At 68.2% G+C, this 22,767-nt stretch carries 26 protein-coding genes; 16 read left to right on the top strand and 10 right to left on the bottom strand.

Annotated features, from left to right (window positions below; all coding sequences use genetic code 11):
- Positions 1-35: 35 nt before the first annotated feature.
- The 3 genes from EIP85_RS07290 to EIP85_RS07280 all read right to left on the bottom strand — a co-directional run bounded on the left by EIP85_RS07290 (position 36) and on the right by EIP85_RS07280 (position 2,229).
- Complete coding sequence (locus tag EIP85_RS07290; protein WP_127901516.1) at positions 36-1,133, bottom strand: carboxynorspermidine decarboxylase; 1,098 nt, start codon at positions 1,131-1,133, stop codon at positions 36-38.
- Positions 1,134-1,241: 108 nt separating this feature from the next.
- Positions 1,242-1,946 carry a winged helix-turn-helix domain-containing protein gene (locus tag EIP85_RS07285; protein ID WP_127901515.1) on the bottom strand — a complete coding sequence of 235 codons (705 nt, stop codon included), beginning with the start codon at positions 1,944-1,946 and terminating at the stop codon, positions 1,242-1,244.
- The gene (locus EIP85_RS07280; protein WP_127901514.1) at positions 1,918-2,229 is read right to left on the bottom strand and encodes a hypothetical protein; all 312 of its coding nucleotides are present in this window, start codon (positions 2,227-2,229) and stop codon (positions 1,918-1,920) included. The genes EIP85_RS07285 and EIP85_RS07280 overlap by 29 nt, the downstream gene beginning before the upstream one ends.
- A 202-nt stretch (positions 2,230-2,431) precedes the next feature.
- Here EIP85_RS07280 and EIP85_RS07275 point away from each other — a divergent pair, with 202 nt between their 5' ends.
- The 4 genes from EIP85_RS07275 to EIP85_RS07260 all read left to right on the top strand — a co-directional run bounded on the left by EIP85_RS07275 (position 2,432) and on the right by EIP85_RS07260 (position 5,033).
- A complete protein-coding gene (locus EIP85_RS07275) occupies positions 2,432-2,716 on the top strand; it encodes a hypothetical protein (protein WP_127901513.1) in 285 nt (94 codons plus the stop codon).
- A gap of 42 nt (positions 2,717-2,758) precedes the next feature.
- Entirely contained in the window at positions 2,759-3,058 is a 300-nt protein-coding gene (locus tag EIP85_RS07270) for a hypothetical protein (protein WP_127901512.1), read from the top strand.
- 132 nt (positions 3,059-3,190) lie between these two features.
- On the top strand, positions 3,191-3,826 hold the full coding sequence (locus EIP85_RS07265; RefSeq protein ID WP_127901511.1) for a ribonuclease HII: 636 nt from the start codon (positions 3,191-3,193) through the stop codon (positions 3,824-3,826).
- A gap of 88 nt (positions 3,827-3,914) precedes the next feature.
- On the top strand, positions 3,915-5,033 hold the full coding sequence (locus tag EIP85_RS07260; RefSeq protein ID WP_127901510.1) for a site-specific DNA-methyltransferase: 1,119 nt from the start codon (positions 3,915-3,917) through the stop codon (positions 5,031-5,033).
- Positions 5,034-5,090: 57 nt separating this feature from the next.
- Here the strand turns inward: EIP85_RS07260 and cls are convergent, their stop codons facing one another.
- Genes cls through mutY form a run of 3 tightly spaced genes read right to left on the bottom strand, consistent with a single transcriptional unit; the run spans position 5,091 to position 8,795 of the window.
- Positions 5,091-6,530: a cardiolipin synthase gene (gene cls / locus EIP85_RS07255; RefSeq protein WP_127901509.1), complete on the bottom strand. Its 1,440-nt coding sequence runs from the start codon at positions 6,528-6,530 to the stop codon at positions 5,091-5,093.
- The gene (locus EIP85_RS07250) at positions 6,527-7,669 is read right to left on the bottom strand and encodes an alkane 1-monooxygenase (protein ID WP_127901508.1); all 1,143 of its coding nucleotides are present in this window, start codon (positions 7,667-7,669) and stop codon (positions 6,527-6,529) included. Before EIP85_RS07250 ends, cls begins: the two co-directional genes overlap by 4 nt.
- A gap of 55 nt (positions 7,670-7,724) precedes the next feature.
- Positions 7,725-8,795, bottom strand: coding sequence for an A/G-specific adenine glycosylase (mutY, locus tag EIP85_RS07245; RefSeq protein ID WP_127901630.1), 1,071 nt, complete (start codon positions 8,793-8,795; stop codon positions 7,725-7,727).
- Positions 8,796-8,895: 100 nt separating this feature from the next.
- On the opposite strand from mutY, the gene EIP85_RS07240 reads away from it, so the two are divergent.
- The 5 genes from EIP85_RS07240 (at position 8,896) to EIP85_RS07220 (ending at position 12,649) form a co-directional block, all read left to right on the top strand.
- Complete coding sequence (locus EIP85_RS07240; protein ID WP_127901507.1) at positions 8,896-9,414, top strand: DUF721 domain-containing protein; 519 nt, start codon at positions 8,896-8,898, stop codon at positions 9,412-9,414.
- A 7-nt stretch (positions 9,415-9,421) separates the two neighbouring features.
- Positions 9,422-10,066, top strand: coding sequence for a DsbA family protein (locus EIP85_RS07235; RefSeq protein ID WP_164871663.1), 645 nt, complete (start codon positions 9,422-9,424; stop codon positions 10,064-10,066).
- 97 nt (positions 10,067-10,163) lie between these two features.
- The gene (locus EIP85_RS07230; protein WP_127901505.1) at positions 10,164-10,868 is read left to right on the top strand and encodes a DsbA family protein; all 705 of its coding nucleotides are present in this window, start codon (positions 10,164-10,166) and stop codon (positions 10,866-10,868) included.
- Between the two features lie 2 nt (positions 10,869-10,870).
- Complete coding sequence (locus EIP85_RS07225) at positions 10,871-12,001, top strand: CaiB/BaiF CoA transferase family protein (RefSeq protein ID WP_127901504.1); 1,131 nt, start codon at positions 10,871-10,873, stop codon at positions 11,999-12,001.
- Between the two features lie 21 nt (positions 12,002-12,022).
- Positions 12,023-12,649 carry a CPBP family intramembrane glutamic endopeptidase gene (locus EIP85_RS07220; RefSeq protein WP_127901503.1) on the top strand — a complete coding sequence of 209 codons (627 nt, stop codon included), beginning with the start codon at positions 12,023-12,025 and terminating at the stop codon, positions 12,647-12,649.
- Between the two features lie 150 nt (positions 12,650-12,799).
- On the opposite strand, the gene EIP85_RS07215 is transcribed toward EIP85_RS07220, so the two are convergent.
- Both EIP85_RS07215 and EIP85_RS07210 read right to left on the bottom strand, forming a co-directional pair.
- Positions 12,800-14,044, bottom strand: coding sequence for an SAM-dependent methyltransferase (locus tag EIP85_RS07215; protein ID WP_127901502.1), 1,245 nt, complete (start codon positions 14,042-14,044; stop codon positions 12,800-12,802).
- Positions 14,045-14,167: 123 nt separating this feature from the next.
- Entirely contained in the window at positions 14,168-14,425 is a 258-nt protein-coding gene (locus tag EIP85_RS07210; protein WP_127901501.1) for a DUF167 domain-containing protein, read from the bottom strand.
- 142 nt (positions 14,426-14,567) lie between these two features.
- On the opposite strand from EIP85_RS07210, the gene EIP85_RS07205 reads away from it, so the two are divergent.
- From EIP85_RS07205 to EIP85_RS07180, 6 genes are all read left to right on the top strand, one after another.
- Positions 14,568-15,674, top strand: a complete 1,107-nt coding sequence (locus EIP85_RS07205; RefSeq protein WP_127901500.1) for a class II histone deacetylase — start codon at positions 14,568-14,570, stop codon at positions 15,672-15,674.
- 324 nt (positions 15,675-15,998) lie between these two features.
- Complete coding sequence (locus tag EIP85_RS07200; protein ID WP_127901499.1) at positions 15,999-17,414, top strand: circularly permuted type 2 ATP-grasp protein; 1,416 nt, start codon at positions 15,999-16,001, stop codon at positions 17,412-17,414.
- Between the two features lie 4 nt (positions 17,415-17,418).
- Positions 17,419-18,372: an alpha-E domain-containing protein gene (locus EIP85_RS07195; protein ID WP_127901498.1), complete on the top strand. Its 954-nt coding sequence runs from the start codon at positions 17,419-17,421 to the stop codon at positions 18,370-18,372.
- Positions 18,369-19,181, top strand: coding sequence for a transglutaminase family protein (locus EIP85_RS07190; RefSeq protein WP_127901497.1), 813 nt, complete (start codon positions 18,369-18,371; stop codon positions 19,179-19,181). Before EIP85_RS07195 ends, EIP85_RS07190 begins: the two co-directional genes overlap by 4 nt.
- A gap of 34 nt (positions 19,182-19,215) precedes the next feature.
- Positions 19,216-19,941, top strand: coding sequence for an Ntn hydrolase family protein (locus EIP85_RS07185; RefSeq protein WP_127901496.1), 726 nt, complete (start codon positions 19,216-19,218; stop codon positions 19,939-19,941).
- A gap of 13 nt (positions 19,942-19,954) precedes the next feature.
- Positions 19,955-20,866, top strand: coding sequence for an NAD(P)-dependent oxidoreductase (locus EIP85_RS07180; protein WP_164871662.1), 912 nt, complete (start codon positions 19,955-19,957; stop codon positions 20,864-20,866).
- Positions 20,867-20,894: 28 nt separating this feature from the next.
- On the opposite strand, the gene EIP85_RS07175 is transcribed toward EIP85_RS07180, so the two are convergent.
- Positions 20,895-21,833 (bottom strand): alpha/beta fold hydrolase, encoded by a 939-nt coding sequence (locus EIP85_RS07175; protein WP_127901494.1) that lies wholly within the window; start codon positions 21,831-21,833, stop codon positions 20,895-20,897.
- Positions 21,833-22,120 (bottom strand): SCP2 sterol-binding domain-containing protein, encoded by a 288-nt coding sequence (locus tag EIP85_RS07170; RefSeq protein ID WP_127901493.1) that lies wholly within the window; start codon positions 22,118-22,120, stop codon positions 21,833-21,835. The genes EIP85_RS07175 and EIP85_RS07170 overlap by 1 nt, the downstream gene beginning before the upstream one ends.
- A 42-nt stretch (positions 22,121-22,162) precedes the next feature.
- Between EIP85_RS07170 and EIP85_RS07165 the strand changes: the two genes are divergently transcribed.
- Positions 22,163-22,762, top strand: a complete 600-nt coding sequence (locus EIP85_RS07165) for a tetratricopeptide repeat protein (protein ID WP_241559916.1) — start codon at positions 22,163-22,165, stop codon at positions 22,760-22,762.
- Positions 22,763-22,767: the final 5 nt, after the last annotated feature.

The raw sequence follows: 22,767 nt of genomic DNA, 5'->3' as shown, positions 1-22,767 counted from the left end.
CGAAACCTCCTTGCGTTCCTGTCTCTGGGCGGGCCTCAGCCGAGGCTCGCGCGGTAGTCCTCGTATCCGAAATCGCGGGCGAGCGAGATGGAGCCGTCGAGCTCGCGGATCGCGATCGCGGGCATCTTCACGCCGTTGAACCAGTTTTTCTTGACCATCGTGTAACCGGCCGCGTCGAGGATGGAGAGGCGGTCTCCGATCTTCAGGGGCTCGGGGAAGGCGTATTCGCCGAAGATATCGCCGGCGAGGCAGGATTTGCCGCAGACCATGTAGCGGTGCGGGCCGGCGTTGGGGGCGAGCTTGGCGTTTTCGCGGTAGATCAGCAGGTCGAGCATATGGGCCTCGATCGAGCTGTCGACGATGGCGAGCTTCTTCTCGTTCTCCAGCACGTCGAGGACGGTGACCTCGAGCGTGGCGGTGTTGGTGATCGCGGCCTCGCCGGGTTCGAGGTAGACCTGAACGCCGAAGCGGGCGGCGAAGGCCTTGAGCCGGGCGGCGAGGTCGTCGACCGGGTAGCCGGGCGCGGTGAAATGGATGCCGCCGCCGAGGCTGACCCAGTCGAGCTGTTCGAGCAGCGGCGCGAATTCCGCCTCGATCCGGGATAGCTGTGCGTCGAAGAGGGCGAAATCGGCGTTCTCGCAGTTGTAGTGGATCATCACGCCGGAGATCCGGTCGGCGACGGCGAGGAGCTTCGTCACGTCCCATTCGCCGAGGCGCGAGAACGGGCGGGCCGGGTCGGCGAGGTCGAAGCCCGAGGTGGAGAAGCGCGGGTTCAGCCGGAGGCCGGTGGCGATGCCCGCCGCGCGCGCGCCGTGGCGGTCGAGCTGGGAGATCGAGTTGAAGATGATCTTGTCGGCGTAGCCCACCGCCTCGTCGATCTCGTGATCGGCCCAGGCGACGGAATAGGCATGCGTCTCGCCGCCGAATTTCTCGCGCCCCAGCCGCAGCTCGAAGAGGGAAGAGGAGGTCGTGCCGGCCATGTGCGGGCGCATGCTGTCGAAGACCGGCCATGTGGCGAAGCATTTGAGCGCCAGCAGCGCCCGGGCGCCGGAGGCGGCCTGCAGCCGGTCGAGCACGGCCATGTTGCGCGCAATCGCGGCGCGGTCGAGAAGGTAATAGGGCGTCTGGAGCATCGGCGAATCCCCCGGAGCCTGAGCGGCCAAGTCGAAGGGGGGCGTATAGGGGCATCGCCGGGGCGGTGCAAGCCATGGGGGGCGCCGGGGAGCTGCCCCGGACCCCGGTCAGACCATGCGGATCGCGTCCTTGTCGACGGCCAGCATGTAGCCGCGCCGGGCGATGTTCTTGACCAGCAGCTCGGATACGATCTGGTTGCCGAGCGTGTCGCGCAGGCGCTTGATGCGGGTTGCGCCGGCCGCCTCCTCGCAGTCGGAGGCGGGCCTGCCGGAGATCAGGCCCTCCAGCTCGGCGCCGGAGAGCACGTCATCGTCCATCCGGGCCTCCGCGAGGGCGGCCAGCGTCTCGATCGCGGCCAGCGTCAGCTTGAATTCGAGGTTGTTGAGATAGACCGTGTTCTCCGCCCGGCTGATCAGTAGCGAGGAGACCTGGATGCCGGTCGCCTGGATCGCCGAGATGCGGCGGTTCTGCGAGATGATCGTGACCAGGAACACCAGCGAGGCGACAAGGAGCGCGGTGGAAAAGACCAGCAGGACGAAGATCACCTCGCGGTAGGAGGCAAGCACACCTGCGAAGGCGGTGCCGGACTGGGCGAGGATCTCCAGCAGCTGGATGTCGGTGCCGGTGGTCAGCGCGTTGTTCTGGGTAAAGATTTGCTCGACCCGCGTGTTGAAGGCGTCGGCCGAGGGCAGGTTCAGGAACAGGAACACCGCCGCGGCGCCGAGGATGGCGACGATGGCGATGATGCCGAAGGCCACCACGCGGTTGCCCGCGCGGAGGCTTTCAGTAGCGGAGGTAATTGGCCCCGGCATTGGCCTTCCTTTGCGCAAGCCCATCGGGACCGAAGATGGACAGGACCGCGAGCAAGGTCCAGCCCCCTCGGGCGATGCGATGCGCAACTTCTGGCCGGGCGGCCGCCGTGCTGGCGCAGGCGCCGCCGGAGAGCTGGATCACGCCGTAGCTGAGGCGCAGCGGGTTTTCCTTCTTCGCCTTGTAGTCGGCGAAGCAGTTCGCGTGGGCCGGTGCCGCCGCGGCGAGCGTGAGCGCGACCAGCGGGGCGGCGAGGAGCGGGCGGAGGCGGGTTTTGCGGGTCATGGGCGAAGAGTTGCCCGTTCAGGATTTGAAATTCAATAACAATGGGCGGTTGCCCGCACTGTTATCGCATAACAGCGCCCCGTTATTGCGTGGCGGGGGGGAGGGGGCGCATCTCGGGTTCATCGGCGGCACCGCGTGCTGCGACGCCGCGCACCGGCCAGGCGAAAGACGCGCCAAGGGCCGGTAACCGAAAGGACCCAGGATGACCAAGCTCAGGATGCTTCCGCTGACCACCGCCGCCGCGGCGGCCATCGCGCTGTCCGGCTTCGCGGCCGCCCCGGCCCGGGCCGATGACGGCACGTTCATCAAGCTGCTCGCCGGCGCCGCCGCGGTGGCGATCATCGCCAATGCCGCCAACGGTGGCGAGCACCGCCACACCGTCGCCTATCGCGATGCGCGCCCGATGCCGGAGCCGCGCTTTCGCGAGCGCGACCGCCGCGACTGGTGGCGCCACCGCGACTGGCGGGACCACCGCGACTGGCACTGAGCCCGCGTCCCGATACCCAGACAAATCAAGAGGAGAGATGAGATGACCCTGCGCACGAAATTCACGGCCATTGCCCTTGCAGCCGCGACCGCCGCCAGCGTCGGCGTGGCCGCCAGTCCCGCCCAGGCCAATGACGGCCGCGGCCGGGCCTTCGCCGGGGGTGTGATCCTCGGCACCATCATCGGCAACACCAACCCCTATGGCTACGGCCGGACGCGGGTTTACGAGCCCCGGACCTATTACATCGCCCCGCCGCGGCGCTGGCACCGCCACCATCACCACCGCCGCTGGGAACGTTGGCACCACCGTCACGAATGGCACGAGGACTGGTACGACCGGTAAGGCGCTGCGTCTGACGGAGAGTTGTAGTGCGAGTGCAAGGCCCGGGTCCCCCAGCCCGGGCCTTTTTGCATCGGTGCGGTCGAGGCGGGGGGGGGGCTTGCGGCGGGACGGCGGATCGGGTGATCTGCCGCCATGACCGGCCCTTCCCCGATCCCCGATTATGCCTTCGAGGCCGCGGCGCAGGCCCGCGGCGCCGCACGAGTGGCAGGGGTGGACGAGGTCGGGCGCGGTCCGCTCGCCGGGCCGGTGACCGCGGCGGCGGTCGTGCTCGACCCCGCGCGCATTCCGGAGGGGCTGCGGGATTCAAAGGCTTTGAGCGCCGCGCGGCGTGCGGCGCTGGCGGAGGAGATCGCGGCGGTGGCCGAGGTATCGATCGCCCATGCGAGCGTGGCGGAGATCGACGCCCTCAACATCCTGCGCGCGAGCCACCTGGCGATGGAGCGGGCGGTGGCAGGGCTTGCCGGGCCGCCCGATCACGTGCTGATCGACGGCAACCTGATCCCCCGCGGCCTGACCCTTCCCGCCGAGGCCGTGGTGAAGGGCGACGCGCGGGTTCTGTCGATCGCAGCGGCCTCGATCGTGGCCAAGGTGGCCCGCGACGCGATCATGGTGGATTTGGCGCAACAGCATCCGGGCTACGGCTGGGAGCGCAACGCGGGCTACCCGTCAAAGCAGCACCGCGAGGCGCTGCAAGATTTGGGTGTGACCCCACACCATAGGCGTTCGTTCGCGCCGGTCCACAAGATGTTGTGCAAGGGAAATTCATAACCTCTTGATTCAAAAAAGAAATTGACGGCGAATCAGGGATGACTCATCTTCTGCCTTAAGCGCGAAGCGCAAGTTGAAGAGGCAGAACATGGCGACCAAGACCACGAAACGGGAGGCCGTGCTTCCCCTCAACCAGATCCTCGGCGGGGATTGCATCGAGCTGATGCGGAGCCTGCCGGAGGCGTCGGTGGACCTGATCTTCGCCGATCCGCCCTACAACCTGCAGCTCAAGGGCGACCTGCACCGGCCGGACAATTCCCGTGTCGATGCGGTGGATGATCACTGGGACCAGTTCTCGAGCTTCGCGGCCTATGACCAGTTCACCCGCGACTGGCTTTCGGCCGCCAAGCGGCTTTTGAAGCCCAACGGGGCGATCTGGGTGATCGGCAGCTATCACAACGTGTTCCGGCTGGGTGCGGAACTGCAGAACCAGGGCTTCTGGATCCTGAACGACGTGGTCTGGCGCAAGTCGAACCCGATGCCGAACTTCCGCGGCAAGCGCTTCACCAACGCGCATGAGACGCTGATCTGGGCGTCGAAGGAAGAGGCGAGCAAGTACACCTTCAACTACGAGGCGCTGAAATCCCTCAACGAGGGGATCCAGATGCGCTCGGACTGGGTGATCCCGCTGTGCACCGGCTCGGAGCGGCTGAAGGACGACAATGGCGAGAAGGCGCATCCGACGCAGAAGCCGGAGGCGCTGCTGCACCGGGTGATCCTGGGCACGACGAACCCCGGCGACGTGGTGCTCGATCCGTTCTTCGGGACCGGTACGACGGGCGCCGTGGCGAAGATGCTGGGCCGCGATTTCATCGGGATCGAGCGCGAGGAGAGCTATCGCAAGGTCGCCGAGGCGCGGCTCGCCCGGGTGCGGCGGCTGGACCGTTCGGCGCTAGAAGTGACTGGGTCCAAGCGGTCCGAGCCGCGGGTGCCGTTCGGGACGCTTGTGGAGCGCGGGATGCTGCGGCCCGGCGAGACGCTGGTCTCCCCGCGCGGGCAGACGGCGAAGGTGCGGGCGGACGGGACGCTCTCGGGCGCGGAGATGACCGGGTCGATCCACCAGGTCGGCGCGGCCTATGAGAAGGCGCCGTCGTGCAACGGCTGGACCTACTGGCACTTCAAGCGCGAGGGGCAGATCATTCCGATCGACATCCTGCGCCAGCAGATCCGCGCGGAGATGCATGCAGGCGAGGGCCGGGCGCACTGAGGCGCTCGGCGAGGGCGGCGCAATGAATGCGCACCCTACGCGGGCCGGGGGCCTTTCCTAGAGAACGGGGGCGAGCAGGCGGGCGACCGGCGCGGCCCAGCGGATCAGGTGGCTCGGCTGGTGCGAGAGGCTGGGGAGCGTCCGGCTTGAAAACTCGAAATCCCGCGTCAGCATCCGCTCCACCTCGGCCGCGAAGGGGCGGTCGGCTGCCAGGAGCGTGATCTCGAAATTCAGCCGGCAGGAGCGGTTGTCAAGGTTGATCGAGCCGACCGAGGCGATGTCGTCGTCGATCAGGATGACCTTCTGGTGGGAAAACCCCTCCATGTAGCGCCAGACCTCCACCCCCGCGGCCTTCACCTCGTCGAAATAGGCGAAGGCGGCGAGCCAGACGAGCCAGTGGTCGCGCCGGTCGGGGACCAGGATGCGGATCTCGACCCCCCGGAGCGCCGCGACCTTCAGGGCCGAGAGGATATCGACGTCGGGCACGAAATAGGCCGAGGCGATCCAGATCCGGCGCCGGGCGGCGCCGATGGCGTTGACGAAGTAGAGGCTGCCGCTTTCCTGCCGGTCGGCCGGGCCGGGGGCGAGGACCAGCGCATTGGCCGTGCCCGGGCTCTCGGCGGCGGCGGCGCGCGGATTCCAGTCGAGCGCGAGCTTCTCGCCCGAGGACCAGAGCCAGTCCTCGGCGAAGATGAACTGCAGCTGGGCGGCGCAGGGGCCTTCGACCCGCACCATCGTGTCGCGCCACGGGCTGAGCCGGGGATCGCGGCCCATGTAGAGGTCCGACAGGTTCAGCCCGCCGGTGAATGCGGCCTTGCCGTCGGTGACGAGGATCTTGCGGTGATTGCGGAAGTTCACCTGCAGCCGGCCGCGGGAGCGGCGGATGGCGTGGAAGTTGCGCACGTTCACGCCGCCCGCGCGCAGGTGTTCCAGGTAAGCGCGGGTGACGTGGCTGCCGATCGCGTCGTAGAGCAGGTAGACCCGCACCCCCGCCCTGGCCTTGGCGATCAGGCGCTCGGCGAATTCGGTGCCCAGGTGGTCGGCGCCAAGGGCGTAGAACTGTGCCAGGATGTAATCCTCGGCCGCGTCGATGGCGGCGAATATCGCCGGAAAGGCCTCCTCGCCGTTGACCAGCAGCGTCAGGGCGTTGCCGGAGGACAGCTCCACCCCCGCCAGCCGCTCGAAGCCGCGGATGCGGCCGGGGTCTTCGAGGCTGTCTTCGGCCGGGGTTGGCGTGTGTTCGGCGGTCAGCTCGCGCAGCGCGGCCATCTCCTGGCTCAGAGCGCGGCGGGTGGCGATGTAGCCCGGGTAGCGGCGGTGACCGAAGATCAGGAAGGCGGGAAGCGCGAAATAGGGCGCGGCGAAGAGGAAAACGACCCAGGCGACGGTCCCCTGCGGTGTGCGGCCATGGGCGACGATCGCCCGCGCGGCCAGGAGCGCGCCGATCTGAACCGCCAGGTAGACGGCAAACAGCAGGGCCTCGCCCATCACGCTCATGGCGCGCCGCGCGGCATCGGGTTCTGTGCCTTGTTGTAGGGCCGCCAGTCGGCGATGTCGGGGTAGTGCCGCTTGCGCCAGGCCTTCACCCGGCGGTTCATGATCCGCTTCCAGAGCGGAGGCACCATCGCGGCCATGGTCATCAGCGGATAGCCGAAGGGCAGCTGCGGCGCCTCGTTGCCGGAGTAGGTCTGCAGAAGCGGGTAGCGCCGGTCGGGCTTCACATGGTGGTCCGAATGGCGCTGCAGGTTGATCAGCAGCCAGTTCGAGGCGCGATGCGTGGCGTTCCAGCTGTGGCGCGGCAGGACATGTTCGTACCGACCCTGGCCGAGGTGGCGGCGGGTCAGGCCGTAGTGCTCGATGTAGTTGACGAGTTCGAGCTGCCAGACCGCGACCAGGGCCTGGAAGAGAAAGAGGCCCAGCCCCTCCGGCCCGCCGGCGGCGAAAGCCAGCGCCAGCATCAGCGCCTGCAGCGCCCAGTAGCGCCAGAATGGGTTCGACCGATGGGTCCAGCGCCGTTTGGCGCGGGCGAGCATGGCGCGCTCGGCCCGGAAGGCGGAGGCGTGGCATTCCACCAGGACGCGCGGGAAGAAGCGGTGGAACCCCTCGTTGTAGCGGGCGGTGACCGCATCGCGCGGGGTGCCGACCCAGGGGTGGTGGACGCGCAGATGCTCCGACCGGAAATGGCTGTAGAGCACCATGGCAAGAAGAATGTCGCCCAGCCAGCGCTCCGCCGCCGGCTTCTGGTGCATCAGCTCGTGCGAATAGGTGATGCCGATGGTGCCGGTGATCACGCCGATCCCGAAGAAGAGGATCAGCAGCTCCGGCGCGGCGAGATGGCCGAAGCGCGTGGTGTAGAAGATCGTCCCGAAGAGGGTGAGAAACTGCAGCGGCGCCCAGACGAGGGTGATGAGGCGATACCAGTCGAGGCCCGCGGCCGGGGTCTGCGGATCGGCATTCTCGTCAAAGCGGCCGGTGATCGCGTCGAGGAGCGAGAAGAGGCCCCAAGTGTAGAGCGGCAGCAGGACGACGGTCCAACCGCCTGCCGTGGCGCCGATCGCGGCGAGGGGCAGGGTGCCGAGCGACAGCCAGAAGGGCAGGGCGTTGCGGGGCCGCGAGACCTCTTCGGCCGGGATCATGGTCTGCCTCCAACTGCCCATCCGGGGTGCATTCAACACGGTTTTCGGGAATTGCTCAATTCCCGGCGGCGGTCGTCCCGGCGAAGGTAGGGCGGGCGAGGTCGAAGGCCTTGCGCATCACCGTGGGCAGGTCGGCGGGGCGGAACCGCTCTGCCGCGACGAAGGCGCCGCGTTCGGGGTTGGCGCCCAGCGGCACCTCGGCAAGGCGAAGGGCGAGGCGCAGGTGGAAATGGGTGAAGGTGTGACGGACCTCGGAGCCGGGATCGCGCCAGTCGGCGGCGAGCGGCGGCGCGGGGTCCGGGGCGGCGGACCAGTCCGAGCCAGGCCAGCCGAGCATGCCGCCTAGAAGGCCGCGGTCCGGGCGTCTTTCCAGCAGCCAGGCGCCGTCGGCGCGGCGGGCGAGATAGGCGATGCCGAGGCGGGTGGGTTTCTGGGCCTTGGGGGCCTTGCGGGGAAGGTCCGCCGCAATGGCCTCGGCGCGGGCGGCGCAGGGCTCCATCAGGGGGCAGATGCCGCAGGTGGGGCTCTTGGGTGTGCAGATCGTGGCGCCGAGGTCCATCATCGCCTGGGCGTAATCGCCGGGCCGGGCCTCAGGCGTGAGGGCAGCGGCGAGGGCGGCGAGCTCGGGCTTGGCGGCTGGCAGCGGCGTCTCTACCGCGAAGAGGCGGGCGAGGACTCGCTCGACATTGCCGTCGAGCACCGCCGCGGGCTCGTCATGGGCGATGGCGGCGACGGCGGCGGCGGTATAAGGGCCGATGCCGGGAAGTGTCAGGAGCGCGTCTCGGGTGCCGGGGAAGCGCCCGCCGTGATCGGAGGCCACGGCACGGGCGCATTTCAAGAGGTTGCGGGCGCGGGCGTAATAGCCGAGACCGGCCCATTCACCCATGACATCGGCGTCTTCGGCGGCGGCAAGTGCCTCCACCGTTGGCCAGCGGGCGGTGAAGCGGTGGAAGTAGTCCCGCACCGCTGCCACGGTGGTCTGCTGCAGCATCACCTCGGACAGCCAGACGCGGTAGGGATCGGGCCGGGTGCCCGCGGCGCGCGCGGCCGGGCCGATGCGCCAGGGCATCTCGCGGGCATGGACGTCGTACCAGGCGAGGATCTTCCCCGCGACCTCATCCGCCATGGCTTTCGCGTCACGCAACTTTTAGCTCCCTGTTGCTTCTTCCGCTGGCGTCCTGCCGCCCTGTCCCTAGAATAGTCCGGACCTCAGGAATGGACAGAGGATGACGCGACCGCCTTCCACCCGCCGCATGCGCGGCTTCGAACCTGCCTCGGGCCTCTTGAAGGAGCGAATCCGCGTGGCCGGCGAGAGCCGGGGCTTCGCTGTGTCGAAGCTGCTGACCCAATGGCCGGAGGTCGTGGGCGAGGATATCGCCGCCGCCGCCCTTCCGGTGAAGCTCGGCTACGGCAAGGGCGCGATGGGGGCGACGCTGACGGTGCTGACGACCGGAGCGATGGCGCCGATCGTCGAGATGCAGAAGCAGCGGATCCTGGACCGCGTGAACGGGTGCTACGGCTATGCCGCGGTCTCTCGTGTGCTGGTGACGCAGACCGCCCCGGAGGGGTTTTCCGAGGGCCGGATGGCCTTCACGCCCAAGCCGAAGGCCAAGCCGGCGCCCGATCCGGTGGCCAGCCGCGCGGCGGCGGAGGCGGCGGGGCCGGTCCGGGACCCAGGGCTGAGGGCGGCGCTGGAGGCGCTGGGCCAGAACGTATTGGCGCGAAAGCCGCCGCAAGGGGAATGAGGAAATGATGAACAGGCGGAACCTTCTGACGGCGGGCGGGGCGATTCTGGCCGGCGGGCTATGGCAAGGCGCGCTGGCGGCCAGCGCGAGCGGCGGGGGCGACGCCTCCACGGCCGCGCCCAAGGTGCCGGACATGACCGTCGGCAGCCCGAACGCCAAGGTGCATGTGATCGAATACGGATCCTTCACCTGCCCGCATTGCGCGGAGTTTCATGGCACCGTGTGGCCCAAGCTGAAGAAGGCCTATATCGACAGCGGCAAGATCAGCTTCACCTTCCGCTCGGCCTATCGCAACGGATACGACCTTCTGGCCGATACGATGGCGCTCTGTGGCGGGCCGATCCGCTATTTCGGGATCGTCGACGTGCTCTTCAACACGCAGAACAAATGGACCGATGTCCAGACGCTGGACCAGGCGGCCGTGAATCTGGAGAAGATCGGCGAGCAGGCGGGGATCACGCCGGCCGAGCTGAAGGCCTGCATGGCCGACAAGAAGATGCAGCAGGCGATGGTGGCGAAGTTCCAGAAGGATGCCGCCGTCGACAAGGTGGAATACACGCCCACCTTCATCATCGACGGCAAGCATTACGAAAACATGGGCTACGCGGATTTCGCGAAGATCCTCGATGCAGAGCTGGCGCGGCTGGGCTGACGCCGGCCTCCTGGCAGGGTGGGGCCGGCACTCGGCCCTTGATGGAAGCGGCCGAACGGCGATAACAACGCCGACAGGCAAAGATGAGAGTGAACGAATGGCAAAGAAATCGGCAGCGTTGAGCGCGGTCGTCGCCCTTGTCGCCGCGGTGGCGGTGGCGGGCTGGGTGGCCGCAGCGCCGCAGGCCGCGCGGGCGGATACCGGCCAGACGATGATCAACAACTCCAACAACTCGGGCGCCGCGACCCCGGCGCCCGATCCGGGTCTGCCGAAGGTGCCCGACATGTCGATCGGCAATCCCGACGCCAAGGTGACGGTGATCGAATACGGCTCCTTCACCTGTCCCCATTGCCGCGAGTGGCACGCCACCGAATGGCCGAAGATCAAGAAGAACTACATCGACACCGGCAAGGTGCGCTTCACCTTCCGCGAGGTCTATTTCGACAAATACGGCCTCTGGGCCGGGATGATGGCCCATTGCGGCGGGCCGATGCGCTACTTCGGCATCGTCGACATCCTCTATGACACCCAGGACCAGTGGGCGGCCTCCAGCAACCCGAACCAGGTCGTGGCCAACATCCGCAAGATCGGCAAGACCGCGGGGATGACCGACCAGCAGCTGAACCAGTGCATGAACGACGGCAAGATGGCCCAGGCGCTGGTTGCGAAGTACCAGGAGACCACGGCGAAGGACCATATCGAGGGCACGCCGAGCTTCGTGATCGACGGGACGACCTACAAGAACATGTCCTACGACCACATGGCGAGCATCCTTGACGCCGAACTGGCGAAGAAAAAATAGGCATGGCCGCACCGCTCGAGGGGCTGAAGGTCGTCGAACTGGCGCGGATCCTGGCCGGCCCCTGGGCTGGCCAGACCCTTGCCGATCTCGGCGCCGAGGTGATCAAGGTCGAGGCCCCGGAGGGCGACGACACCCGCCGCTGGGGCCCGCCCTTCATCGAGCATGAGGGCGAGCGGACGGCGGCCTATTTCCACGCGGCGAACCGGGGCAAGCGCTCGGTCGTGGCGGATTTCACCACCGCCGAGGGGCAGGCGCTGGTGCGCCGGCTGGTCGCCGACGCGGATGTGGTGATCGAGAACTTCAAGCTGGGCGGGCTCAGGAAATACGGGCTCGACTACGCGAGTCTTTCCGAGGTGAACCCGCGGCTGATCTATTGCTCGATCACCGGTTTCGGGCAGAGCGGGCCCTACGCATCGCGGGCGGGCTACGACTTCATCATCCAGGGCATGGCCGGGCTGATGAGCGTGACCGGCGCGCCGGAGGGGCAGCCGCAGAAGGTGGGCGTCGCCGTCACCGACATCTTCACCGGGGTCTATGCGGCGACGGCGATCCTCGCCGCCGTGCACCAGCGGCAGACGACGGGCCGGGGCCAGCAGATCGACATGGCGCTGATGGACGTGGCGGTTTCGGTCATGGCCAACCAGGCGATGAACTTCCTCGCCACGGGCACGGCACCGCGGATGATGGGGAACGCCCATCCGAACCTTGCCCCCTATGCCGTTTTCGATTGCGCCGATGGCTGGGTGATCCTGGCCGTGGGCAATGACGGGCAGTTCGGGCGGCTCTGCGGGCTTCTGGGGCTGGAGGGGATGGCCTCGGACCCGTCCTACCGGACCAATGCCGACCGGGTCACGAACCGCGAAGAGATGACGCGGCGCCTGACCGAGGCCACGCGGGCCTTCACCAAGGCCGAGCTGCTGGCCGCCTGCGAGGCGCAGGGGGTGCCCGCAGGGCCGATCAACGACCTGGCTGAGGTCTTCGCCGATCCCCAGGTCCTTGCCCGTGGCTTGCAGATCTCGCCCGAGGGCGTGCCGGGGCTGCGCTCGCCCTTCACCTTTTCGGAAGCGGAGCTGTCGCTCGACCGCGCCTCTCCGGCGCTGGGCGAGGGGCAGGACGAGATCGCCGGGGACTAGCGCGCCGGCGGGAGGGCAATAATGCGTTGGGTCGAGTTCATTGCCTTCTACGTCATCCTGCCTGTGGTGCTGGCCGTCGCCATGCCGCATCACTGGTTCTTCCCGGTGCTCTTTGCGATGACGGCGGCGGGGGCCTGGCTCCTGACGCGGACGCAGGGGTTTTCCTGGGCCGAGCTGAGGGGCGGCTGGCGGGGGCTGGACTGGCGGCTGCTGGCGGGCTTTGGCGTGCTGACGGCGGTGGTCTCGACCGCGATTGTCGAGGCCTTCGTGCCCGGGCAGTTCCTTGGCCTGGTGCGGCATAACCCAGCGTTCTTCGCGGTTATCGTGGTGCTGTACCCGATCCTCTCGGCGCTGCCGCAGGAGGTGCTGTTCCGGGTGCTCTACTTCCGCCGCTATGGCGCGATGCTGCCGAAGGGGGCAGCGGGGCTGGTGCTGAACGGAGTGGTGTTCTCGCTCGCGCATCTGATGTTCTGGAGCTGGGTCGTCTCGCTGATGACCTTCGTGGGCGGGATCATCTTCGCCTGGGCCTACGAGTGGCGCGGAAGCTTCGCGCTGGCCTCGGCGCTGCACGCGGTTGCAGGGTGGATCCTCTTCGGGGTCGGGCTGGGGGCGTTCTTCTATCTCGGGGATGTGGTGCGGCCGTTCTGAGGCCCCGGGCCGAGACCGCGGTGCGCTCCTTGTGAGTCTGCCGCCCCGGCAAACCGAAGGGTTTCTTTACGCCATAGACGGACAGAGCCACGCTGTTTCAAGCGCCCACCCGCGGGCGGGCGCTTGCCCTTCTCACAGCGAGGCGCAGGATTACTCGGCCGCCTCGGTGACGTTCGCGCGGGAGCGGCGGGCGGCCTTGGCCTCGGCCGGGTAAAGGTAATTCCGGGTCAGCGGCACCGCCTCCTGCCGGCGGGCGAGCTGGATCTGGAACACGTTCTGCCCGAAATGCCGGAAGCTCATTTCAGAGGCGGAAAGGTAGTAGCGCCACATCCGGCAGAAGCGCTCGTCGTAGAGCGCCTTGGCCTTGTCGCGGTTGGCCATGAAGCGCGCGCGCCAGTTCTTCAGCGTCTCGGCGTAATGCAGCCGCCAGACCTCGACGTCGGTCGCCCAGAGGTGTTCCTTCTCGACCGCTGCCATGGTCTCTGACAGCGCCGGGACATAGCCGCCGGGGAAGATGTATTTCAGGATCCACGGGCTGGTGGAGCCGGGCGGCGACATCCGGCCGATGAAGTGGATCAGTGCCACGCCATCCTCGGTCAGCCGGTCGTGGACGTTGCGGAAATACTCGCGGTAATGCGGCACACCGACATGTTCGAACATCCCGACGGACACCACGCGGTCGAAGCGCTCGGTGACGTTGCGGTAGTCGGTCAGGCGGAAGTCCACCTGGCCCTCGAGGCCCGCGTCCTTGGCGCGCTGGCAGGCGATCTTGTGCTGCTCGGTCGAGAGCGTGACGCCCACCACCTGGGCCCCGAAATCGCGCGCGAGCGTCAAGCCCAGGCCGCCCCAGCCGCAGCCGATGTCGAGCACCCGCATGCCGGGCTCGATCAGCAGCTTCTTGGCGATATGCTGCTTCTTGGCCTCCTGCGCCTCCTCCAGCGTCATCGCCGGATCGGAGAAATAGGCGCAGGAGTACTGCCGGTCCTTGTCGAGGAAGAGGTCGTAGAGCTCGCCCGAGAGGTCGTAGTGATGCGCCACGTTGCGCTGGGCGCGGCCCATCGGGTTGAACTGGTCGACCCAGCGGAACCAGCTTCTGAACTGCAACAGCCGGTCGCGCCAGTTCGCGGGCTGGTCTTCCATGTTCTGCATGGCGAGCGCCAGCAGCCCCTCGAGATCGTCACCCTCGACCTCGACATTGCCATCCATGTAGCCCTCGCCGAGGGCGAGATCCGGATGCAGCACCAGACGGCGCACAAGCGTCTCGTCCTTCAGGTGTACAGCCGCGTGCGGCGCGCCTCTTCCGTATCGTCTGACCTTCCCGTTAGGATAGGTCACAATCAGTTCGCCGTTCCGAATGAGACGGCCGAGCATACCATCAAGCAGGCTCGTCCACATGTTTGCCCCCCGGGTCTTTCCTCGCGCGTCTGCGCCATTACGAATTAGTAACCTAGCTTAGGAAAACAGTTCGAAAAGGAAAAGGGGGTGGAAAAATCGCCCCCTTGGAGTGATTTTTCGTCGTCAAGTCAATCGGAAGACCTTGTCGCGGGCCGTGGCGCCCCGGATCAGCGACAGCCGGCTCGGGGCGACGCCAAGGGCGCGGGCGAGAAGTTTTCGCGCGGCCTCCGTCGCCTTTCCGGCCTCCGGCACGGCGGTCACATGGATGCGGATCGCACCGGTCTCGTCCAGGCTGAGCGCGTTGCGGGATGCCTTCGGCGTGACCCGGACGGCGAAGTCCGTGCCCGGTTCGGCGCGGGAGGAGAGGTCTATGTCGGGCATCGGGCTCGGGATGGTTCAGGCGGGGGCAGTCTAGGGCGGAACCGTGCGCGGGGGAAACCGTGAAGGCGGCTGGCCCGGGGGGCGGTTGCACGCCGGCTGGCGGAGGCCGTAGTCTCCGCCCCGGCACGCATCGGGGGGCGGGATGACGACGGGATTTTACTGGGACGAGCGCTGTTTCTGGCATCATGGCGGGAATTACGTGCTGACCATGCCGGCGGGCGGGCTGGTGCAGCCGATGCCGCAGGGTCTGCCGGAGGGGCCGGAGACGAAGCGGCGCCTTGTCAACCTGATGCAGGTGACGGGACTTCTGGGCGAACTGAAGGCCTCTGGCGCGCGGGAGGCGAGCCGCGAGGAGCTGCTGCGGGTCCATCCGGCGGATTTCCTCGACAGGTTCAAGACGATGTCGGATGCCGGCGGCGGCGAGCTGGGGCTGAGGACGCCCTTCGGTCGGGGCGGCTACGAGATCGCGGCTCTCTCGGCCGGGCTGGCGCGGGCGGCCCTGTTCGACGTGCTGGAGGGGCGGGTGGGCAATGCCTACGCGCTGTCGCGCCCGCCGGGGCATCACTGCCTGCCGGACTGGCCGAACGGGTTCTGCCTGCTGGCGAATATCGCCATCGCCATCGAGGCGGCGCTGGCCGCGGGGCTTACCGGCCGCGTGGCGGTGCTCGACTGGGACGTGCATCACGGCAACGGGACGGAGGCGATCTTCTACGACCGGCCGGATGTCCTGACGATCTCGCTGCACCAGGAATGGAACTATCCGCTGAACACCGGCAGCGCGAAGGATCGCGGCGAGGGCGCGGGGCGGGGCGCGAACCTCAACATTCCCCTGCCGCCGGGGACCGGGCACAGGGGCTACCTCGAGGCGATGGACCGGCTGGCGCTGCCGGCGCTGCGCGCCTTCCGGCCGGATGTGATCGTGGTCGCCTGCGGGTTCGACGCCTCGGCGGTCGACCCGCTGTCACGGATGCTGGCGACGGCGGAGACCTTCCGCGAGATGACGCGGCGGGTGATGGCCGAGGCGGCGGAGCTTTGCGGCGGGCGGCTCGTGCTGGTCCACGAGGGAGGCTATTCCGAGGCCTATGTGCCGTTCTGCGGCCATGCGGTGCTGGAGGCGCTGTCGGGCAGCGCGATCTCGGCGCCCGATCCCCTGGCCGAGACGCTCGCCGCGCGCCAGCCGGGGCCCCGGTTCGACGCGTTTCTGTCGGGGCTGATTGGGGAGATGGAAGAGGCTTGGCGCGAGGCTTAGGCGGAGGGGCTTCACGGGTCCCGGGCCCGAAACAGCGGGCCTAGCCCGCCGGGCCAGCGCCCGTCCGCCCGGACGAATGGGCGCTTCTGGTGCCGCAACGGGCGAGAACGCCTAAGGGGTTCTTTACGCCATAAACGGACAGACCCCAGTCGCGCTGAGCGCCCACCCGCGCACGGACGCTAGCCCTCCTCGGGGCTCCCCTTGGCATCGACCATTCTGCCCAATTCTTGTGCAGATGCACCCGATCCCGCCGAGTTCCGCGCGGAGGGCCTTTACGGCGCGAGTGCGGGGCTTTTTACTGGCCTGGTGCGCGGCGGGGGTACGATGGCATCGACCTATTTCAACGAGATGTACCAGGAAGGGGCCGTGCGCCCGCCTTACCGGCAGCTGGAAAACTGGACGGCCGACATGCCGGCCGAGCTGCGCTCGCTGAAACAGGCGGAGGCCGAGGCGCTCTTTCGCCGGATCGGCATCACCTTCGCAGTCTATGGCGAGGGCGGCGATCCGGATCGCCTGATCCCCTTCGACATGTTCCCCCGTGTCTTCACCGCCCATGAATGGGCGCGGCTGGAACGCGGGATCAAGCAGCGGGCGCGGGCGCTGAACGCCTTTCTCCTCGACATCTACGGGCGGGGCGAGATCGTGCGCGCGGGCCGCATTCCGGCGCGGCTCGTCTACCAGAACGAGGCCTATGAGAAGGCGGTGGCGGGCTTCGTGCCGCCGCGCGGCGTCTATTCCCATATCGTCGGCATCGACCTTGTCCGCACCGGGCCGGACGAGTTCTTCGTTCTGGAAGACAACTGCCGCACGCCCTCTGGTGTCTCCTACATGCTGGAGAACCGCGAGATCATGATGCGGATGTTCCCGGCGCTTTTCCGGGAGAACCGGATCGCGCCGGTGGACCGCTACCCCGACCTTCTTCGTCGCACCCTGCAGAGCGTGGCACCGACGAAATGCGACCGCGACCCGACGGTGGTGATCCTGACGCCGGGACATTTCAATTCCGCCTATTACGAGCATTCGTTCCTGGCCGACCTCATGGGTGTCGAGCTGGTCGAGGGGCAGGACCTCTTCGTCGAGGGCGAGTTCGTCTGGATGCGCACGACCGAGGGGCCGAAGCGCGTCGACGTGATCTATCGGCGGATCGACGATGCCTACCTCGATCCGCTGTGCTTCCGGCCGGATTCGGCGCTTGGCGTGCCGGGGCTGATGGATGTCTACCGGTCCGGCGGCGTGACGATCTGCTCTGCCCCCGGCGCGGGCGTGGCCGACGACAAGGCGATTTATACCTTCGTGCCGGAGATGATCCGCTTCTACCTCGGCGAGGCGCCGATCCTGCAGAACGTGCCGACATGGCAATGCGGCAAGGCGGAGGATCTGAAGCATGTCCTCGCCAACCTGCCGGAGCTGGTGGTGAAGGAAGTTCACGGCTCCGGCGGCTACGGCATGCTGGTCGGCCCCAAGGCCACCAAGGCGCAGGTCGAGAGCTTCGCCGAGCGCATCCGCGCCAAGCCGGGCAATTACATCGCCCAGCCGACGCTGGCGCTTTCGACCGTGCCGACCTTCGTCGAGGAGGGGATCGCACCGCGCCACGTGGACCTTCGGCCCTATTGCCTTGTCGGCGAGCGGATCGAGCTGGTGCCGGGCGGGCTGACCCGCGTGGCGCTGACGGAAGGGAGCCTTGTCGTCAACTCCTCGCAGGGTGGCGGCGTCAAGGACACTTGGGTGCTGGCGGGGTGATGGGATGCTGAGCCGGACCGCCGATAACCTCTACTGGATCACTCGCTACATGGAGCGGGCGGAAACGATGGCGCGCCTTCTGGACGTGGGCGGGCGGATGGCGCTTCTGCCCTCGACCGGAGAGGGATTCCACAGCGAATGGGAGAGCCTGCTGCAGGCCTCCGGCACCGCCGAGGGCTTTGCGCACAAGTACGGCGACCCGGTGCAGCGCAACATCGAGAGCTATTTCTTCTTCGACCGCGACAACCCGTCCTCGATCCTGTCCTGCATCACGCAGGCGCGGGAGAATGCGCGGATCGTGCGCGGGGCGCTGACGACGCTGGTCTGGGACACGCTCAACACCGCGTTCCAGGAAGTCCGCGCGCTGGAGCGGCGGCCGCGCTCGGAACTGGACCTGTCGTTCCTGACCGACTGGACGATGCGGCACTCGGCGCTGCTGAGGGGGGCGATCGACGGCACGCAGCTGAGGAAGGACGGCTGGGATTTCCTGAACCTCGGTTATTACCTGGAACGCGCAGACAACACCGCGCGGCTGCTTGACGTGAAATACTACGTGCTGCTGCCGGGGATCGATTTCGTGGGCTCGGGCCTCGACAATTACCAATGGACGACGCTGCTGCGGGCGATGTCGGCGCATCGCGCCTTCCACTGGGCCTATGGCGGAGAGGTCACGTCCCGCAAGATCGCGCATTTCCTGATTCTGAACATCCAGTCGCCACGGTCGCTGCGTTCCTCGGTGGAGGGTATGACGGATCACCTCGACCGGCTGGCGCGCGGTTACGGCACCAGCGGGCAGGCGCAGAGCAAGGCGCGGGCGCTTCTGGCGGAGTTGGTCGAGACCACGGTGGAGGATGTCTTCGACGAGGGGCTGCACGAGTTCCTGACCCGGTTCATCGGGGATGTCGCGGGCCTCGGCGGGCTGATCCACGAGACCTATCTGAGCGGGGACGTGCGATGATCCTCTCGGTCCTGCATGTCACCACCTATCGTTACGAGCTGCCGGTCCGCGGCGTGGTGCAGAGCCACCGGCTGACGCCGTCGAACTTCGACGGGCAGCGGGTGCTCAGCTGGCAGGTGGAGGCCACGGGCGGCACGCCCGGCGGCGGCTTCCGCGACGGGGCGGGGGACTGGGTGCAGGGTGTCTCGGTCCGCGGTCCGGTGTCGGAGATCGCGGTGCGGGTCTCGGGCGAGGTCGAGACGACGGACCTTGCCGGCGTCCTTCGGGGCCACCGCGAGAGCGTGCCGCCGCAGGTCTATCTGAGCGGGACGGCCGCGACACGGGCCGATGCGGCGCTGGCAGAGCTCGGCCGGGACGCAGTCGCAGGGGCGCAGGATGCGCTGGAGGCGGCGCACCTGCTTTCCGCCGCGGTGGCGGCGGCCATCGTCTACAAGCCCGGCGCCACCCATGCCCATACCTCGGCGGCCGAGGCTCTGGCGCGGGGCGAAGGCGTCTGCCAGGACCATGCACAGGCGCTGATCGCGGCGGCGCGGGCGCAGGACGTGCCGGCGCGCTATGTCTCGGGCTACCTGATGGCGACCGACGATGGCACGCCGCATGAGGCGGCCCATGCCTGGGCGGAGCTCCATGTCCCCGCGCTCGGCTGGGTCGGCTTCGATCCGGCCAACCGCTGCTGTCCGGATGCGCGCTACATCCGCCTCGGGTCCGGCTTCGACGCGCGCGATGCGGCGCCGATCCGGGGGGTGGCGCGGGGTCCGGGATCGGAGAGCCTCGACGTCACCGTTGCGATCCAGTCAGTCCAGCAATAGTGTCGCGCCAACGGCCTTTTGACGGGTGTCCCCCATGACGTACTGCGTTGGCCTGCTGCTTGATCGCGGCATGGTCCTTCTGTCCGATACCCGCACCAACGCGGGGCTGGACAACATATCCACCTACCGGAAGATGTTCGTCTTCGAGGCCCCCGGGGATCGTGTGATCACGATCCTGACGGCGGGCAGCCTGTCGGTCACTCAGACCACGATCGCACGGCTTCATGATGCGATCGACGACCCTGAGGCGACGCCCGACACGTCGATCCTGAAGGCCGAAACGATGCTGAAGGTCGCCGATATCGTCGGCCGCACCCTGGCCGAGACGCGGCTGGAGATCGACGAGAAGCTCGCCGCGGCGCAGGCCGGGGCCTCCGCCTCTATGATCGTGGCGGGGCAGCGCAAGGGCGGGGGCATGCGGATGTTCCTGATCTACCCGGAGGGAAACTACATCGAGGCCACCGAGGACACGCCCTTCCTGCAGATCGGCGAGCACAAGTACGGCAAGCCGATCCTCGACCGGGTGGTTACGATGGAGACGAGCCTGGAGGACGCGCAGAAGGCGGTTCTGCTGTCGATGGATTCGACCCTGCGTTCCAACCTCTCGGTCGGCATGCCGCTGGATCTTCTGGTGATCGAGAAGGATGCGCTGAAGGTTTCCACGCGGCGGCGGATCGAGCCCGGGGATGCAGGCTTCGCGGCGATGAGCCAGGCCTGGAGCCAGGCGCTGCGGGACGCGTTCGGCCAGATCCGCGTCTGAGATGCGGGTGCATGTGACAGAACCGGTTCATCCCGACGCGCTGGAGATGCTGCGCGCGGCGGGGCTGGAGGTGACCGAGGCGGCGGAACTTGCGCCCGAAGCGGCGGCCGAGGCACTGGCGGCGGCCGAGATCGTGCTGGTGCGCACCCGGCCGCTGCCCGAGGCGCTGATGGCGGGGCCGGTCCGGATGATCGCGAAGCACGGGACGGGCGTGGACAATATCCCCCTTGCCGCGGCGCGCGCGGCAGGCGTGGTGCTGGCCAACACCCCCGGGGCCAACGCCGCGGCGGTGGCCGAGCATACCCTGATGCTGATGCTGGCGCTTGCGAAGCGGCTGCCCGCGGCGCGGGCGATGGCCGCCACGGGGCGGCGCGAGGGGCCGGAACTGGAGGCGGCGGATCTGGCCGGGCGGCGGATCCTTATCATCGGCCTTGGCGCCATCGGGCGGCGGGTGGCGGCGCTGGCCGCGGCCTTCGGGATGGAGGTGACAGTGCTTGCGCGCAGCGTTTCCGGCGCGCGGACGCCCGAGGGCTACCGTATTGCCGAGAGCCTTGCCGGCGCGCTGCCGATGGCGGATGTGCTGAGCCTCCACTGCCCGCTGTCGCCCGAGACGAAGGGGATGATCGGGGCGGCGGAGATCGCGCTGCTGCCGGAAGGGGCTATCGTTCTCAACACCGCGCGGGGCGGGCTGATCGACGAGGCGGCGCTGGCCGCGGCCCGGCACCTTGGCGGCATCGGTCTTGACGCGACGGAGGTGGAGCCGCTGCCGGCCGACCACCCGCTGCAGGGGCGCGACGACGTGATCCTGACGCCGCATACGGGGGCGATGAGCGCCGGGGCCTTCAGGCAGATGGGCATGGAGGCGGCGCGAAACATTCTCGATCACCTCGACGGCCGGCTCGATCCGGCGCGGCGGGTGGTCTGAGGGTCCGCCCCTTTCCGCGCAGGGGCGGTCAGGCCCCGGTGTTTGCCTCGAACAGCGCCGCGCAGTCGTCGAAGAAGCGGTCGCGGGTCTCGGGGCGCTCCATCATGATCTCGTGCTCGGCGCCGGGCACGACCTCCAGCCGGCCGCCGGGCCAGCGGGCCATGCGCTCGTGGATCGGCGCGGCATCGACCACCCGCTCGTTCGAGCCGAGCGCGGTGAGCGTGGGCACGGCGGGCGAGGGCAGGGCGCGCAGGCGGCGGCATTCGTCCAGCGCCTCGTGCAGCCAGTTCAGGCTGGGGCCGCCGAGGGCGAGGTCTGGCGCGCCGGTGACCTGGGCCTTCATGTAGTCCCACATCGGCTCGTCTGTGGTCAGGACGTTGTCTGCATGGGGCGCGGAGGCGACATAGGTGACGGGACCGGTGCTCGGCGCGTAGCGGTGCGAGAAGCCGAGGGTGCGGCTCGCCTTCGCCAGAACCCAGGCGACCGGGCGCGTTGCGGGCGCGAGAAGGAGGCCCCACATCGGGGCGGAGAAGACCGCGGCGGCGACCGGCAGCCCCTCGATCAGCGAGCGCAGCGCGATGGCGCCGCCCATGGAATGGCTGACGAGGAAGAACGGGCGGGGCAGGCCGAGCGTTCCGGCCGCCGCCAGCACCGCGGCGACATCCTTCTGGAAATCGGAGAAGTGGTCGACATGGCCGACGTTTCGGTCTTTCAGCGACCTGTCGGCAAGGCCCTGTCCGCGCCAGTCGATGACCACCGTTGCATAGCCGCGGGCGCGGAAATCCACGGCCGCGCGGCCGTATTTCTCGACATATTCGGTGCGGCCGGGGAAGAGCAGGACGGTGCCCTTCTCCCCCTCCGGCCAGACGCCGATGCGGATGCGCACCCTGTCGGCCGTGGTCAGCCAGTAGGCCGCGCCGCCGGGCGGTCCGTCGGCCAGGGCGGCGTGAAGAGGCGCCGCCTCCATCAGCTCAGCGCCGAGCCGAGCTGCATGGCCAGGCCCATGCTGCCATCCACGGCGAGCTTGCCCGACATGAAGGCCATGGTCGGGTTCAGGTCGCCGTCGAGGATCGCCTTGAAGGTCTCGGCATCAGCGGTCAGCGTCACGTCGGCCTCATCGTCGCCGGCGCGCACGCCGGAGGCGTCGATGATCAGCGCGCCCTCGCCGGTGACGACGAACTTGGCCACCCCGTCGAAGCCGCCGCTCAGCCGGGCCCGTAGGGCGGACACCGCCGCGTCGATCACATCGCTCATCGGTCTTCTCCGAAATTGACCGCGGGAGCACTCGCATTTCCCGTGGCGAAGGTTACATTCGATCCTGTTATGGGTGCTCGCGCCGGATATCTCAATCATGCCGTCACGGCACTTTTCGCCGGCTGGCTTCTGGCGGCGCCCGCCTATGCCGCGGGCCAGCAGGGGGCGGCGGAGCAGGCCCAGCAGCTCAAGGATCTGAAATCCCCCGACACCGCGACCTGGCGGAAGGCGGAGGCGGACCTGCTGCGCGAATGGTCCAATTCCGGCTCTCCGGCGATGGATCTGCTGCTGGAGCGGGCGCAGACGGCGATGGACAAGGGCGATTATGCCACCGCCGTAGACCACCTGACGGCGCTGATCGACCATGCCCCCGACTTCGAGGACGCCTACAACGCCCGGGCGGAGGCGTATTTCCAGCTTGGCCTTTTCGGCCCGGCGGTCAAGGATATCGGCAAGGCGCTGACGTTGAATCCCAATGATTTCAGGGCTCTGGCCGGGCTCGGGCGGATCTTCGAGACGATGAACGCGCCCAGGGACGCGCTGGCGGCGTTCAAGATGGCCATTGCCATTCACCCGCATCTGAAATCTGTGCAGGACGAGATCCGGCAGCTTCAGGAAAAAGCGGCCGGGCAGGAACTCTGAGTCGG

The organism is Solirhodobacter olei, assembly GCF_004010155.1.
GTDB lineage: Bacteria > Pseudomonadota > Alphaproteobacteria > Rhodobacterales > Rhodobacteraceae > Solirhodobacter > Solirhodobacter olei.
Note: the sequence above shows the minus strand (reverse complement) of the source record. Positions and strands in the feature narration are given on the sequence as shown.